Raw genomic sequence first — 14,116 nt, 5'->3', positions numbered from 1 at the left:
CGAGCACGAGCACACGTACAGGATTGCGAGCACCGGTGCAGAAGAAGCGGTCTCGGAAGAACGGCACCGCCAGCGCCGACGGACCCGCCACGGCAGGACGGCGCGTCCGCGTCCGCCGCAGGCTTGTGATCGGCGTAGCAGTCGCCGGACTCACCGTCCTCGCGGCAGGAACCCCCGCCGTCGTCTCCGCCACGAGAGAACTCGACGACTCCCAGCGCCTGGTCACCCTCGCGCAGCAGTCGCAACACACCCTCACCCTCACCCACCTCCTCGGCGACGAGCGCGACGCCGTCGTCGAGTACGCCGCCAAGGGGCGGCCGGGCAACGCCAAACCACCCATAGACGAGCGCACCGCGCGCACCGACCGGGCGGTCGTCGAACTCCGGACGGAGGCCGACGAGAACCTCGCCCGCTCCCTCGGCCGGATCCGGGCCGTCCGCGCCGAGGCCGTCGGCGGCAAGGGCGCCCCCCTCGCCGCCCAACAGGCGTACGCGGCCGTCATCGCCGAACTCCTCGCGCCCGGCGACCGGCTGTCCGAACTCACCCCGCCGCGCGCCGACGCCGCCCTGGCCGTCACCCGGCCACTCGAACCGCTCGGCCAGGCCGTCGAACAGGCCTCGGCCACCCGGGGCCTGCTCCTCGCCGCCCTGGCCGTCCCCCGCGCCGAGCAGGCCCCCAACGCGGCCGTCGCCGACGAACTCACCACCGCCGCGCAGCGAGCCCGCGTACGGGAACAGGCCGCCCTGGACGACTTCGCCCGGGCCGCGCGCCCCGACGTCCGCCAGACCCTCGCCGCCACCGTCACCGGCCCCGAGGTCAAGTCCGCCGAGGACTTCCTCAAGCGGCTCACCGACCGGCCGACCCTGACCTCCGCCGACCGCAAGGTCGACGCGGGCGCCGTGGGCACCGCCCTCACCTCCCGCATCGACCGGATGCGCTCCGTGGAGGCCACCCTCGCCGGACAGCGGGCCACCGCCCTCGAAACCCTGCGCGACGACGACGTGACCCGCCTGGAAATGCTGGTCGCCGGACTCGGCTTCCTCTTCCTCTTCGTCATCGGCTCCTCCACCGCGGTCGCCCGCTCCCTCACCCGCCCCCTGTCGGTGCTGCGCCGCGGCGCGGAGCGACTCACCACCCCCGAGGGCTCGACGGAACCGGTCCGCTTCACCGGCCGCAACGACGAGTTCGCCGAGGTCGTCCGCCACCTGAACTCCGTACGCGACCAGACGGTCGCCCTGCACACCCGGATCGCCGGGCTCGACGCCGACCGCCGGCGGCTCATCGGCCGCAACGAGGCCCTGGTCTCCGGCCGCGAGGCCCGGGAGACGGAGTTGGCGCAACTGCGCGCCGGACTCGAAGAGCACCGCCGCATCATGTCGACCACCTCGGTCTCGCTGTCGCTGCGCACCCTCGGCCTGGTCGAGCGCCAACTCGCGGTGATCGAGGAGTTGGAGTCCAAGGAAGGCGACCCCGACCGCCTCGCCACCTTCTTCAAGCTCGACCACCTCGCGACGGTCATGCGCCGCCACAACGAGAACCTCCTCGTTCTGGCCGGCCAGGAACACGGCCACGGACAGAGCCTGCCCGTGCCGCTGATCGACGTCATGCGCGCCGCGGTCAGCGAGATCGAGCGCTACGAGCGGGTCGACCTCGCCGCCCTGCCCTCCTACACGCAGGTCGCCGGGCACGCCGCCGACGACATCTCGCACGTCATCGCCGAACTGCTGGAGAACGCCACCACCTTCTCCCCGCCGGACGCCAAGGTGAAGGTCTCCGGACGGCTCCTGGACTCCGGTGAAGTCGTCGTCTCCGTCGTCGACGAGGGCATCGGGGTCACCGAGGACCGCCTGGCCGCCCTGAACTCCCGCCTCTCCACGCCCGAGGCCTACGACGAGGAGCCGGAGTCCGAACACGGCCTGGGACTCGGCCTGTACGTCGCCGGCCGGCTGGCCGCGCGCCACGGCGTCACCGCCGAGCTGCGCGCCCGCCGCGACGGTGGGACCGAGGCCCTGGTCGTCGTCCCCGCCTCCCTGCTGCCGACCACCCCGGCGGTCTCCTCGGTCCACGACCTGGCCACGCAGGGCGCGAGCGCGCTCCGACTGCCCGGGGCGATCGCCGAGGCCAACGAGAACACCCTCCACCCGCGCCCGCGGGTGGAGGAGACGGAGCCGTCGGCCGACACCGCGGCCGGTGCGCACGCGGCCGTCGACGCCGAAGACGGCGTGGCCGGGACCGCCCCCGAGCCGGAGGCTCCGGCGCGCGTGGTCACCCTGGCCGAGGCCTTCGACGCGGAAGCACCGACCGAGGCCGAGGCGGAGACCGAGACCGAGACCGAAGGGGAGATCCAGACCGACGCCGACGCGCCGGCGGACGACCTCGCCGACGACTTCGCCGAGGCCTTCGCGGCACAGGCGTCGCTCGACGCGGTCCCCGCCGGACGCGTCCCCCGGGTCGAGGCCTTCGACACCGGCGAGCTTCCCACGGCCGAGCAGGTCTTCACCGCCGGCGCCCCCGAGACCGCCGAGGAGGCGCCCGCCCGGGTCGTCCCCCTCGCCGAAGCCTTCGAGCCGGAGCCCGTCGAGGCGCAGACCCCCTGGCCCGGTCCCGAGGAGGAACTCCTCGCGCGCGTCACCGCCGACGCCGATCCGGAGGCCTTCGCGGTGGCCGACCCCGCACCCGGGGACCCCGCCGGCGCGCCGGACCCCGCGCCCGGGTCCCACGTACACCAGGACGGGCTGGGGCTGCTCGCGCAGGACCGCACCGTCCCCGCCGCCCCCGACGCCGACGAGAGCGCCCACCGGCGCGCCCCCGACGCCGAGGACGGCTTCGTCCCCCGCCAGGGCAGCCACCCCGGCCACGAGGCGCCCGCCGAGGTCGTCACCGACAAGGGCCTGCCCAAGCGCACCCCGCGCGCCGTCCCGGGCCCCGCGACCGCCGACCCCGCCCCCGCCCGACCCGCCCCGCGCCGGGTCGACGCCGAGGAACTGCGCCGCCGACTCGGCGGCTTCTACCAGGGCGCCCAGGACGGGCGGCGCGTCGCCGCCGCCGAGATCGAGCAGGACCAGGGGCTGGGGAACACCGACCAGGGGGACACCGCACAGGAGGCACGCACATGACCGCGCCCAGTACGTACGGACTGAGCACCCAGGCCCGCAACCTTCAGTGGCTGCTGACCGACCTGGTCGAGGAGGTGCCCGGCGTCAACTCCGTGGCCGTCATCTCCTCGGACGGGCTCCTGCTGCTCACTTCCGAACCGGCGGGGGAGACCCCGCAGGACCGCCCCAAGGGCCCGCGCGGAGCCTCGGCCGACCTCGCCACCATCGTGTCCGGCCTCGGCAGCCTCACCACCGGCGCCGCCGCCCTCATGGAGTTCGGCGCCGTCAAGCAGACCATGGTGGCGATGGAGAACGGCTCCGTCTTCGTCATGTCCATCAGCGACGGCTCCCTCCTCGGCGTGCACGCCACGCCCGACTGCGACATGGGCGTCGTCGCCTACCACATGGCGCTGTTCGTCGGCCGGGCCGGCCACGTCCTGACCCCCGAAGTCCGCAGTGAGCTGCGCCAGTCGATGGAGAAGACCCCGTGAGGAGAACGGCCTCCGACCGGCTGCCGATACGCGGGGCCGACCGCCGCCCCGCCCGCGTCCGCCCGTACTCCCTCACGGGCGGTCGCACCCGCTTCACCCAGGTCCTCCTGGTGGAGACCTTCGTCGCCGCCCTCGACACCGGCCCCGAATCCGGTCCGGCCGCCACGCCCGACCGGATGCCCGAGATGCGGGCCATAGTCGAGGTGTGCCGTCGCATGCGCACCGTCGCGGAGATATCCGCGCTGCTCAAACTGCCGCTCGGCGTCGTCCGCGTCCTCGTCAGCGACCTCGCCGACCAGGGCCGGATCCGCGTCTACGGAACGGGCCACGGCACCGGCCGTCCCGAGCGCGCTCTGCTCGAAAGGGTGCTCGGTGGCCTTCGCCGTCTCTGATCCGACCCGTCCGGACCCTCTGGCCGACCTGGACGACGAACCCGTCCAGCCCTGGCAGTACGACCGCTCGCGCGCTCCCCACGCCGTCAAGGTGCTGGTCGCGGGCGGCTTCGGCGTCGGCAAGACCACCTTCGTGTCCTCCGTCTCCGAGATCGCCCCGCTGCGCACCGAGGCGGTGATGACCCAGGCGAGCGTCCCCACCGACGACCTGTCCGGCACCCCGGACAAGCACACGACGACCGTGGCGATGGACTTCGGCCGCATCACCCTCGACGACGACCTCGTCCTGTACGTGTACGGCACCCCCGGCCAGGAGCGGTTCTGGTTCATGTGGGACGACCTGGTGCGCGGCGCCATCGGCGGCCTGGTCCTCGCCGACACCCGCCGGCTGCGCGACTGCTTCCCCGCCCTCGACTACTTCGAGAGCTGCGGACTCCCGTACGCGGTCGCCGTCAACCACTTCGAGGGCTCGCGCTCCTACGAGCCGGAGGACGTGCGGGAGGCGCTCACCATCCCGCCGCACGTACCCGTCGTGATCATGGACGCGCGCCGCCGCGCCACCGTCGTCGAGTCCCTGCTGACCCTCGTCGGCCACGCCCTGGACGCCACCCCCGAATGACCGCACCGCAACCGACACCCGGATCGAGATTCTGAGATGCGCAAGATACTTGTCGTCGGGGCCGGTCAGTCCGGCCTCCAGCTCGCCCTCGGCCTCCAGTCGAAGGGGTACGAGGTCACCCTCATGTCCAACCGGACCGCGGACGAGATCCGCACCGGACGGGTCATGTCCACGCAGTGCATGTTCGACACGGCGCTCCGGCACGAGCGGGACCTCCAGGTGAACTTCTGGGAGCAGCAGGCCCCGAAGATCGAGGGCCTCGGCGTCTCCGTCGCCGCCCCCGACTCCTCGCGCGCCATCGACTGGCTCGGCCGCCTCAAGGGGTACGCGCAGTCCGTCGACCAGCGCGTCAAGATGGCCGGCTGGCTCGACACCTTCGCGCAGCGCGGCGGCCAGGTCGTCATCCACGGAGCGTCCGTCTCCGACCTGGACTTCTTCGCCCGCACCTACGACCTGGTGCTCGTCGCCGCCGGCAAGGGCGAACTCGTCTCGATGTTCGAGCGGAACGCGGCCCGTTCCCCCTACGACGCCCCGCAGCGCGCCCTCGCGGTCAGCTACGTGCACGGGCTCGGGCCGCGCCCCGAGCACCCCGAGACCGAGGCCGTGCGCTGCAACCTGGTCCCGGGCGTCGGCGAACTCTTCGTCATGCCCACCCTCACCACCTCCGGCCGCGCCGACATCCTCTTCTGGGAGGGCGTCCCCGGCGGTCCGCTGGACGCGTTCAAGGGCGTCAACGACCCCGCCGAGCACCTCGAACTCACGCTGGACCTCATGGAGAAGTTCACGCCGTGGGAGTACGCCCGGGCCACGAACGTGGAGCTGACCGACTCCGGCGCCACCCTCGCCGGGCGCTACGCCCCGGTCGTGCGCAACCCGATCGGCCGGCTCCCCGGAGGCGGACTCGTCCTCGGCGTCGCGGACGTGGTCGTGGCCAACGACCCGATCACCGGCCAGGGCTCGAACACGGCCGCCAAGTGCGCGGCCTCGTACCTCTCCTCGATCCTCATGCACGGCGACAAGCCGTTCGACGAGTCGTGGATGAAGGCCACCTTCGACAAGTTCTGGTTCACCACCGGCAAGCCGGTCACCCAGTGGACCAACGCCATGCTGGGGGTCCCGCCGGAGCACGTGCTGAACCTGATCGGCGCGGCCGGGCAGATCCAGCCCGTGGCGGACCGCTTCGCCAACGGGTTCGACAACCCGGCCGACTTCGACTCCTACTTCTACGACCCCGAGGACGCCGCCGACTACCTGTCGGGCTTCTCCTCGGCCGAGTAGCCGGTGTCCTCCCCCGCCGTCGCGCCCTCGGGCAGCATCGGCGGGGTGAACTCCGCCAGCGGGGCCCCCTCCGGATCCGGCCGCACCGCCCCCAGGAGCGGGTTCGCGGCGACGGGGGACACCTTCACGGTGGCCCCCGGACGGGGGGCCTGGATCACCTTGCCGTCCCCGATGTACAGGGCCACGTGCGTGGCCTTGGGGAAGTAGAGCACCAGGTCACCGGGGCGCAGCCGGTCCAACGGCACCCGGGGGAGCTTCTCCCACTGCTCCTGGCTGGTACGGGGGATCGAGCGTCCGGCGTGCTCCCAGGCCTGCGAGGTCAACCCGGAGCAGTCGAAGGAGGCCGGCCCCTCGGCGCCCCACACGTACGGCTTCCCGATCTGCTCCGTCGCGTAGCGCAGGGCCGCCCCGCCCGCGGCCGTCGGAGTGCCGGTGGCCGCGGGCAGCCGGCCCGAGTCGACGAGGTCCCGCTGCGCGCCGGCCGTCACGGCCTCCTCGCGCGCGTCCAGCCGGGCCAGCTCCGCGGGGGTGAGCGCCGCGAGCAGCCGCTCCACGTCCTTGAGCCGGGTGGTGACCTCCTCCTGCTGCTTCTTGCGGTCGGTGGAGAGGGCCTTCTGCGCGTCGAGCGCCTTCCGGGAGGCCGCGGCCAGTACGTCGGCCTGCCGCTCGCCCCGCTCCAGCCGCGCCACGACCCCGGCCGCGCGGGCCCCTTCCCGGGCGGCGATGTGCCGCTGGTCGACGGCCTGTTGCGGGTCGCCGGCGAGCAGCATCCGCAGGGAGGGGGAGAGCCCGCCCCGGACGCCCTGGTACTGCTCCCGGGCCAACCGCCCGACGACCGCCTTCTCGACGCCGAGGGCGGTGCGCGCCCGCCCCAACTCGGTGGTGAGTCGGCGCTCCTCGTCCTGGCGGGCCTTGAGGGCGACCTCGGTGGCGTTGTAGGCCTCGGCGGCCTCCTCGGCCTTCTGGTAGAGGCCCTGGAGTCGGGTGAGCAACTCACCGACCGGCTCGGCGTGAGCGCTGGGCGGCGGCCCGACGGTGGCGAGGACCGCGGCGAGCCAGGCCAAACGAATCAGTCGTTTTGTCATGTAATCACCTCCAGAAGCCCCGATGCTCCCACGCCCACCCCAAGCACCCCCCACCCCACCGACACAACCCCGGCGGGGCCACCCGGTTGGGGGTAGGGGGGCGGGGCGGGGGCTGCGGGGGGAACCTCGACGGTGCACCGTTGACCGGGCTCTCGGATGGTGTGGGGGTTTCCCGCCAGTCCACTGTCCTTCCGTGCCGGTCCGGTCCCTCAAGGGCGCTCACTGCGTTCGCGTCGCTACGCGATTTCGCTGCGCTCCACCCTTGACCGACCGGCCCGTCCCGGAATGCCAAAGACTGTCGGGAAGCCCCCAAAAGAACGGGCTGGTCTGAAGTGAGGGACTGGCGGGAAACCCCCAAACGTTCCGAGAGGCCGCCCCACACGCATGCCGCCGAGGTTCCCCCCGAAGCCCCCGCCCCGCCTCCCCGCCCCCGCCCTCACTTCTCCAGGAGCCTCGCCTTCGCCGCCGTGAACTCCTCCGGGGTCAGCACGCCCCGGCTCGCCAGGGCGGCCAGTTGGGTCAGCTCCGCCACCAGGCCGCCCGGCAGGGGGGACTCCCCCTCCGTCGGCTCCGGCTCCGGGGTCCCGGGTTCGTCCGCCCGCCCGGCCTCCCGGCCGTCCGCCCGCCCCGCCTCCCAGCCGTCCGCCCGGCCCGCCTCCCAGTCCGCCCCTCGGCCCGCCTCCCAGTCGGCCTCCCGCCCGACTCCGTGTGGGGCCGGGCCCAGGGGAGGTCGGTCCGGGGGTGTCGCCTGGCGCAGGAGGCCTCGTAGGAGGGGGGTGCCCGGCGGGCGGTCGGAGGGGGTTGCCGTCTGTCCTACCGGTCGGATGAACATCAGGCCACCCCCACCCGCTCCGCCGGGATCCTGACCGAGCCCACGATCCGGCCCCCCGCGGCCCGTACGGCCACTGCCGCGTCCTCGGCCCACACGTGCTCGACGACCAGCAGCAGCGCGCAGTTGCCCCGATCCAGCAGCTCGGCCGCCTCCTGGACGTCCTCCGGCCCGATCAGCCGGGCGACGTCCCGCCCCGCCAGCAGGCCCCGCAGCTCCACGTATTCGTCGAACTCCGCCGCCAGCACCTCGCCCGCCGCCGTCTTCGTCGCCACGAGCCCGTCGATCAGCCGCACCACCCCGGCCTTGCGCAGCCCCATGACCGCCTCCACCGCCGGTACCCGCAGCTGCTCCTCCGGGAAGGCGAGGACGATGAATTCCACAGGTCCCATGCGCCTGGGCTCCCTACTCCTGACCGTTTCTGACGACTCTTCGGCACACTATGACATAAACGGACATACCCGCCCCGCCCTTGCTACGTTTCCCGTATGACCGCTCTGACGGCGAAGGTGACGGAGCCCGCTCCGCCCCCGCCCCCCGACGCCCGCACCCCCAAGGGCCGGGGCGTCGAGCTGACGCTCCTCGTCGGCGCGGTCCTGATCTCGGTCCTGGGCAACCTCTACGTCGGCCTCGCCGCCACCGGTCAGGTGTCCCGCCCGGCCGCCCACTACGCCGCCGGACTCGGCGTCGCCGCGCTGCTCGCGCACCTGGCCGTACGGCTCGGGGCCCCGTACGCCGATCCGTTGCTGCTCCCGATCGCGGTCCTGCTCAACGGGCTCGGCCTGGTCCTGATCCAGCGCCTCGACCTCGCCACCCCCGGCGAGGCCGGCGCGGGGGACCAACTGCGCTGGTCGGGGCTCGGGGTGGGGCTGTTCGTCCTCGTCGTCGCCGGGCTGCGCGACCACCGGGCGCTCCAGCGGTACGCCTACCTCTCCGTCACCGCCGCCCTGGCCCTGATGCTCGTCCCCGTCTTCTTCCCGGCCGTCAACGGCGCGCACATCTGGATCCGGTTCGCGGGGCTGTCGTTCCAGCCGGGGGAGTTCGCCAAGATCCTGCTCGCGGTCTTCTTCGCCGCCTACCTCGCCCGCAACCGCACCGCCCTCGCGCTCACCGGCCGCCGGCTCTTCTGGAAGCTGCGGTTGTTGCCCGGCCGCGTCCTCGGGCCGATCCTGGCGATCTGGCTGCTCAGCGTCGGGGTGCTGGTCCTGGAGCGGGACCTCGGCACCTCGCTGCTCTTCTTCGGGCTCTTCGTCATCATGCTGTTCACCGCCACCGGACGGATCGGCTGGATCGCCATCGGGCTGATCCTGGCGGGGGTGGGCGCGTACGCGGTCGGCACCCTGGAGCCGCACGTGCACGGTCGCGTGGACGACTGGCTGAATCCTTTCGCCTCCATCGAGCGCGGCGAGGGACCCGGTCAGCTCGCGCAGTCCCTCTTCGCCTTCGGCGCCGGCGGCCTGCTCGGCGCCGGCCTCGGGCACGGGCAGTCCTTCCTCATCGGCTTCGCCGCCAAATCGGACTTCGTGCTCGCCACCGCCGGGGAGGAACTCGGCCTCGTCGGCCTGACCGCGATCCTGATCCTCTACGGGCTCCTGGTCTCCCGGGGCTTCCGCGCCGGCCTCGCCCTGCGCGACCCCTTCGGGCGGCTCCTGGCCACCGGCCTCGCCTCGATCATCGCCCTCCAGGTGTTCGTGATCGCGGGCGGTGTCACCGGCCTGATCCCGCTCACCGGCATGGCCATGCCCTTCCTCGCGCAGGGCGGCTCCTCCGTGGTCACCAACTGGATCATCGTCGCGCTGCTGGTCCGCCTCAGCGACAGCGCCCGCAGGCCCGACCCCGTCCCCCGCCCCGCCGAGGAGGGCGCCGCGTGATCCGCTACATCCGCTGGTGCGCGTACTTCTGCGCCCTGTTGCTCGTGGCCCTGTTGGTCAACGTGGCCCGGGTGCAGGTGTGGGAGTCCGCGGCCTACGGGGCGAACCCGGCCAACAAGCGGCCCGTCATCGAGCGCTACGCCGAACCGCGCGGGGACATCCTCGTCGACGGCCGGCCCGTCACCGGCTCCCGCGACAGCGGCCAACTGCTGCGCTACGAGCGGACCTACACCAACGGCCCCCTCTACGCCCCCGTCACCGGCTTCTCCTCCCAGACCTACGGCACCAGCTTCGTCGAGCGCGCCGAGGACCCGCTCCTGGCCGGCACCGATCCCGGGCTCTCCGCCTTCCCGCTCTGGTACGACCTCTCGCGCGGCCGCCCCGGTGGCGGCAACGCCGCCACCACCCTGCGGGCGGCCGTGCAGCAGGCCGCGTACCGGGGGCTCGGCGGCAAGCGCGGGGCGGTGGCCGCCGTGGAGCCGGCGACGGGGCGGATCCTGGCCCTGGTCACCAGCCCCTCCTACGACCCGGGCGTCCTGTCCGGCACGGGCGCCAAGGTGAAGGCGGCCTGGCGGCGGCTCAACGCGGACCCCGCCAAGCCCATGCTCAACCGGGCGCTGCGCGAGACGTACCCGCCCGGCTCCACCTTCAAGATCGTGACGGCGGCCGCGGCCCTCGACGCGGGCGTGGTCACCGACGTGGACGCGCCCACCCAGACCCCGGACCCGTACCCCCTGCCGGGCACCACCACCCTGTTGCCGAACGCGGGCACGGGCTGCCAGGACGCCTCGATGGCGGAGGCGGTGCAGTTCTCCTGCAACACGGTGATGGCGAAGATCGGGGTGCAGGTGGGGCTGCGCCGGATGGTGGAGGCCGCGAACCGCTTCGGCTTCAACGACGACGGGCTCCGGGTGCCCTCGTGGGTGTCGCGGTCGAACTTCGACACCGACATGAGCCCCGACCAGCTCGCGCTGTCCTCGATCGGGCAGTTCAACACCAAGGCCACCCCGTTGCAGATGGCGATGGTCGCGGCGGCCGTCGCCAACGGCGGCGAGGTGCGGACCCCGTACCTGGTGGACCGCACCACCCAGGACGACGGCTCGCAGGTCAGCCGCACCGACCAGCGCACCCTGGGCCGGGCCATGGCACCGGCCACCGCGCTGCGGATGCAGGAGCTGATGGTCAAGGTCGTGGAGAACGGCACCGGGCGCAACGCGGCGATCCCCGGCGCGGTCGTCGGCGGCAAGACCGGCACGGCCCAGCACGGGGTGGGCAACGCGGGCACCCCGTACGCCTGGTTCATCTCCTGGGCCCGCGCCCAGGACGCCCCGCAGCCGGCGGTGGCCGTCGCCGTGGTCGTCGAGGACGCCTCGGCGGTCCGCGGGGACATCAGCGGCAACGGCGCGGCGGCGCCGATCGCCCGCGCGGTGATGGAGGCGGCGCTGGCCAAGCGCTGAGGCGCCGGAGGGGGCGGCGCCGGCCCACGAGCTGGGCGGCCGGCGTCAGTCGGCCGCGCCCTCGCGGACGGTGGCCTCGACCTCGGCCACCCGCTCGCGTTCCTCCGCCGCGAACCGCTCGCGGTCGAGGGCCTCGGCGATCTCCTCGTCCTGGGTCATGAGCAGGTCCAGGTTGGAGTTGCCCATGTCGAAGACGCCCATGTCCAGGTACGCCTTCTGCAGCCGCTCGCCCCACAGGCCGATGTCCTTGACGCACGGCACGATCCGGCTGAACAGGAGCTTGCGGAACAGGTGCAGGAACTCCGACTGCTCGCTGAACTCCTCCGCCTCCCGCTTCGGGATCCCGAAGTTCTCCAGCACCTCCACCCCGCGCAGCCGGTCGCGCATCAGGTAGCAGCCCTCGATCACGAACTCCTCGCGCTCGCGCAGTTCGGCGTCGGTCAGCTGCTTGTAGTAGTCCCGCAGGGCCATCCGCCCGAAGGCCACGTGGCGGGCCTCGTCCTGCATCACGTAGGCGAGGATCTGCTTGGGCAGCGGCTTGTCCGTCGTATCGCGGATCATCCCGAAGGCGGCGAGTGCCAGCCCCTCGATGAGCACCTGCATGCCGAGGTAGGGCATGTCCCAGCGGGAGTCTCGCAGGGTGTCGCCGAGCAGCCCCTGGAGGCTGTCGTTGATCGGGTAGAGCATCCCGACCTTCTCGTGCAGGAAGCGCCCGAAGACCTCCGCGTGCCGGGCCTCGTCCATGGTCTGGGTGGCCGAGTAGAACTTGGCGTCCAGGTCCGGTACGGATTCCACGATGCGCGCCGCGCAGACCATCGCACCCTGTTCGCCGTGCAGGAACTGGCTGAAGTTCCAGGCGCTGTAGTGCCGGCGCAGCTCGCCCTTGTCCCGTTCGGTCATCTTCGCCCAGTGGCGGGTGCCGTAGAGGGTGAGGACCTCGTCGGGGGTGCCGAGCGGATCGTAGGGGTCCACCTCGATGTCCCAGTCGATGCGCTTGGCGCCGTCCCACTGCTTGTCCTTGCCCTTCTGGTAGAGCGCGAGGAGGCGTTCGCGGCCTCCGTCGTACTCCCAGCTGAAGCGGGCCGCGCCGGAGGCGGGGATCGGCCAGACGCCCTCGCCCGGGGCCGTGGTGTAGAGCTCGTGCGTCGACACTGACGCCTCCTCGTCTCACGTACTGCCGTACTTCCGTACAGGACTGGACAGTTGGCAGCGTCACACGTTGGTAGACGCGGGGTCAACAAGTCGTGCGCGGGGGATTGACGACCTTGCTGACAAGCAGTCTCATAAGAGGTGACCGCAGGTAACCCGACCACGAGGTGCCCCGAGCCATGACGACCGTGACCGAACGGGCCGAGCTGAGGGATGCCCTCGGCCTGCTCAAGGACCGCGAACAAATAGCCGAGCGGCTGCTCGAATCCTCGGCCAAGCACTCCTTCGACCCCGACAAGGAACTCGACTGGGGAGCCCCGCCGATCGAGGGCAAGTACTACTGGCCGCCCGAGCTGCTCTCCCTCTACGACACCCCGCTCTGGAAGAAGATGGGGGAGGAGCAGCGCATCGACCTCTCCCGCCACGAGGCCGCCGCCCTCGGCTCCCTGGGCATCTGGTTCGAGATCATCCTCATGCAGCTGCTGGTCCGCCACATCTACGACAAGTCGCTGACCAGCAACCACGTCCGCTACGCCCTCACCGAGATCGCCGACGAGTGCCGGCACTCGATGATGTTCGCCCGGATGATCCGCGAGAGCGGAACCCCCGAATACCCCGTCTCCCGCGCCAACCACAACCTCGCGCGGATCCTCAAGACGGTCTCCACCACCCCCGGTTCCTTCGCCTGCACCCTCCTCGGCGAGGAGATCCTCGACTGGATGCAGCGCCTCACCTTCCCCGACGAGCGCGTCCAACCGCTCGTGCGCGGAGTGACCCGCATCCACGTCATCGAGGAGGCCCGGCACGTCCGTTACGCCCGCGAGGAACTGCGCCGCCAGATGCTCACCGCCCCGCGCTGGGAGCAGGAACTCACCCGCGTCAGCTGTGGGGAGGCCGCCCGCGTCTTCTCCCTGGCCTTCGTGAACCCGACGGTCTACGACAACATCGGCCTCGACCGCCACGAGGCCGTCGCCCAGGTCAAGGCGAGCGGGCACCGGCGCGAGGTCATGCAGACCGGAGCCAAGCGACTGACCGACTTCCTCGACGACATCGGCGTGATGCGCGGGGTCGGCCGCCGGCTGTGGAAGAGCTCGGGCCTCCTCGCGTAGGGAGCGTCGTCTACCCTGCGGTCATGACCGTACGGGCCTACCGCAGACTGGGCGTCGAGGAGCGGCGAGCCCAGCTCCTCGACGCGGCGCTGTCGCTGTTCGCGCAGCGGGCCCCGGAGGAGGTCTCCCTCGACGACGTCGCGGAGGCCGCCGGGGTCTCGCGCCCGCTCGTGTACCGGTACTTTCCGGGCGGCAAGCAACAGCTCTACGAGGCCGCCCTGCGCTCGGCGGCCGAGGTCCTCCACCTCTGCTTCGCCGAGCCCCAGGCCGGCCCCCTCACCCGGCGGCTGTCCCGGGCCCTCGACCGCTACCTGGCCTTCGTCGACGAACACGACGCGGGCTTCTCCGCCCTCCTCCAGGGCGGCAGCGTCGTCGAGACCTCCCGCACCACGGCCACCGTCGACGGGATCCGCCGCGCCGCCGCCGAGGCGATCCTCCTCCACCTCGGGGTGCCCGCCCCGGGGCCCCGGCTGCGGATGATGGTCCGCACCTGGATCACCGCCGTGGAGGCGGCCTCCCTGATCTGGATCGACGAGGGCAAGCAGCCGGAGGTCGCCTCCCTGCGGGACTGGCTGCTGGACCAGTTCGTCGCCCTGCTGACCGCGACCGCCGCCACCGACCCCGAGACGGCCGCCGCCGCGAGGGCCGCGCTCGCCCTGGAATCGGCGGACGGCCCGGTGGGGGTCCTCGCCCGGCGCGTGATCCCGGTGGTCTCCGAGGCGGCGCACCTGCTGTGACACT

13 protein-coding genes are annotated in these 14,116 nt (G+C 72.6%); 9 read left to right on the top strand and 4 right to left on the bottom strand.

Translation table 11 applies throughout. The features are described 5' to 3' along the window. The first annotated feature begins 35 nt into the window (after positions 1-35). Genes ACIOD1_RS01075 through ACIOD1_RS01055 form a run of 5 tightly spaced genes read left to right on the top strand, consistent with a single transcriptional unit; the run spans position 36 to position 5,875 of the window. The gene (locus ACIOD1_RS01075) at positions 36-3,116 is read left to right on the top strand and encodes a nitrate- and nitrite sensing domain-containing protein (RefSeq protein WP_401899451.1); all 3,081 of its coding nucleotides are present in this window, start codon (positions 36-38) and stop codon (positions 3,114-3,116) included. Beyond that, positions 3,113-3,586, top strand: coding sequence for a roadblock/LC7 domain-containing protein (locus tag ACIOD1_RS01070; protein ID WP_365618443.1), 474 nt, complete (start codon positions 3,113-3,115; stop codon positions 3,584-3,586). Before ACIOD1_RS01075 ends, ACIOD1_RS01070 begins: the two co-directional genes overlap by 4 nt. After that, positions 3,583-3,978 (top strand): DUF742 domain-containing protein, encoded by a 396-nt coding sequence (locus ACIOD1_RS01065; protein ID WP_365618441.1) that lies wholly within the window; start codon positions 3,583-3,585, stop codon positions 3,976-3,978. Before ACIOD1_RS01070 ends, ACIOD1_RS01065 begins: the two co-directional genes overlap by 4 nt. Then, entirely contained in the window at positions 3,959-4,597 is a 639-nt protein-coding gene (locus ACIOD1_RS01060) for an ATP/GTP-binding protein (protein ID WP_365618439.1), read from the top strand. Before ACIOD1_RS01065 ends, ACIOD1_RS01060 begins: the two co-directional genes overlap by 20 nt. A 36-nt stretch (positions 4,598-4,633) precedes the next feature. Next, entirely contained in the window at positions 4,634-5,875 is a 1,242-nt protein-coding gene (locus ACIOD1_RS01055) for a styrene monooxygenase/indole monooxygenase family protein (RefSeq protein WP_401899447.1), read from the top strand. Here the strand turns inward: ACIOD1_RS01055 and ACIOD1_RS01050 are convergent. The 3 genes from ACIOD1_RS01050 to ACIOD1_RS01040 all read right to left on the bottom strand — a co-directional run bounded on the left by ACIOD1_RS01050 (position 5,845) and on the right by ACIOD1_RS01040 (position 8,181). Continuing rightward, positions 5,845-6,960: a C40 family peptidase gene (locus ACIOD1_RS01050; protein ID WP_401899445.1), complete on the bottom strand. Its 1,116-nt coding sequence runs from the start codon at positions 6,958-6,960 to the stop codon at positions 5,845-5,847. The genes ACIOD1_RS01055 and ACIOD1_RS01050 overlap by 31 nt on opposite strands. Positions 6,961-7,396: 436 nt before the next feature. Continuing rightward, on the bottom strand, positions 7,397-7,792 hold the full coding sequence (locus tag ACIOD1_RS01045; RefSeq protein WP_401899441.1) for an SHOCT domain-containing protein: 396 nt from the start codon (positions 7,790-7,792) through the stop codon (positions 7,397-7,399). Then, complete coding sequence (locus ACIOD1_RS01040) at positions 7,792-8,181, bottom strand: DUF6325 family protein (RefSeq protein ID WP_365618431.1); 390 nt, start codon at positions 8,179-8,181, stop codon at positions 7,792-7,794. Before ACIOD1_RS01040 ends, ACIOD1_RS01045 begins: the two co-directional genes overlap by 1 nt. 96 nt (positions 8,182-8,277) lie before the next feature. On the opposite strand from ACIOD1_RS01040, the gene ACIOD1_RS01035 reads away from it, so the two are divergent. After that, positions 8,278-9,660, top strand: coding sequence for an FtsW/RodA/SpoVE family cell cycle protein (locus tag ACIOD1_RS01035; protein ID WP_401899439.1), 1,383 nt, complete (start codon positions 8,278-8,280; stop codon positions 9,658-9,660). Then, entirely contained in the window at positions 9,657-11,117 is a 1,461-nt protein-coding gene (locus ACIOD1_RS01030; RefSeq protein WP_365618427.1) for a penicillin-binding transpeptidase domain-containing protein, read from the top strand. The genes ACIOD1_RS01035 and ACIOD1_RS01030 overlap by 4 nt, the downstream gene beginning before the upstream one ends. Before the next feature lie 45 nt (positions 11,118-11,162). Here the strand turns inward: ACIOD1_RS01030 and ACIOD1_RS01025 are convergent, their stop codons facing one another. Then, a complete protein-coding gene (locus tag ACIOD1_RS01025) occupies positions 11,163-12,269 on the bottom strand; it encodes a ferritin-like domain-containing protein (protein WP_365618425.1) in 1,107 nt (368 codons plus the stop codon). Positions 12,270-12,445: 176 nt separating this feature from the next. Between ACIOD1_RS01025 and ACIOD1_RS01020 the strand changes: the two genes are divergently transcribed. Both ACIOD1_RS01020 and ACIOD1_RS01015 read left to right on the top strand, forming a co-directional pair. Then, positions 12,446-13,375 (top strand): diiron oxygenase, encoded by a 930-nt coding sequence (locus tag ACIOD1_RS01020; RefSeq protein ID WP_365618423.1) that lies wholly within the window; start codon positions 12,446-12,448, stop codon positions 13,373-13,375. A gap of 23 nt (positions 13,376-13,398) precedes the next feature. After that, on the top strand, positions 13,399-14,112 hold the full coding sequence (locus ACIOD1_RS01015; protein WP_365618421.1) for a helix-turn-helix domain-containing protein: 714 nt from the start codon (positions 13,399-13,401) through the stop codon (positions 14,110-14,112). The last annotated feature ends 4 nt before the right edge of the window (positions 14,113-14,116 follow it).

The sequence above is a fragment of the Streptomyces sp. NPDC088097 genome, from assembly GCF_044741845.1.
Classification (GTDB): Bacteria; Actinomycetota; Actinomycetes; order Streptomycetales; family Streptomycetaceae; genus Streptomyces.
This window is presented reverse-complemented; position numbering and strand designations above follow the sequence as displayed.

Excerpts from the sequence above, each read along its gene's own strand:
- ACIOD1_RS01070 (WP_365618443.1), top strand. The coding sequence starts at position 3,113 with ATGACCGCGCCCAGTACGTACGGACTGAGCACCCAGGCCCGCAACCTT.
- ACIOD1_RS01055 (WP_401899447.1), top strand. The coding sequence starts at position 4,634 with ATGCGCAAGATACTTGTCGTCGGGGCCGGTCAGTCCGGCCTCCAGCTC.
- ACIOD1_RS01050 (WP_401899445.1), bottom strand. The coding sequence starts at position 6,960 with ATGACAAAACGACTGATTCGTTTGGCCTGGCTCGCCGCGGTCCTCGCC.
- ACIOD1_RS01045 (WP_401899441.1), bottom strand. The coding sequence starts at position 7,792 with ATGTTCATCCGACCGGTAGGACAGACGGCAACCCCCTCCGACCGCCCG.
- ACIOD1_RS01040 (WP_365618431.1), bottom strand. The coding sequence starts at position 8,181 with ATGGGACCTGTGGAATTCATCGTCCTCGCCTTCCCGGAGGAGCAGCTG.
- ACIOD1_RS01035 (WP_401899439.1), top strand. The coding sequence starts at position 8,278 with ATGACCGCTCTGACGGCGAAGGTGACGGAGCCCGCTCCGCCCCCGCCC.
- ACIOD1_RS01020 (WP_365618423.1), top strand. The coding sequence starts at position 12,446 with ATGACGACCGTGACCGAACGGGCCGAGCTGAGGGATGCCCTCGGCCTG.
- ACIOD1_RS01015 (WP_365618421.1), top strand. The coding sequence starts at position 13,399 with ATGACCGTACGGGCCTACCGCAGACTGGGCGTCGAGGAGCGGCGAGCC.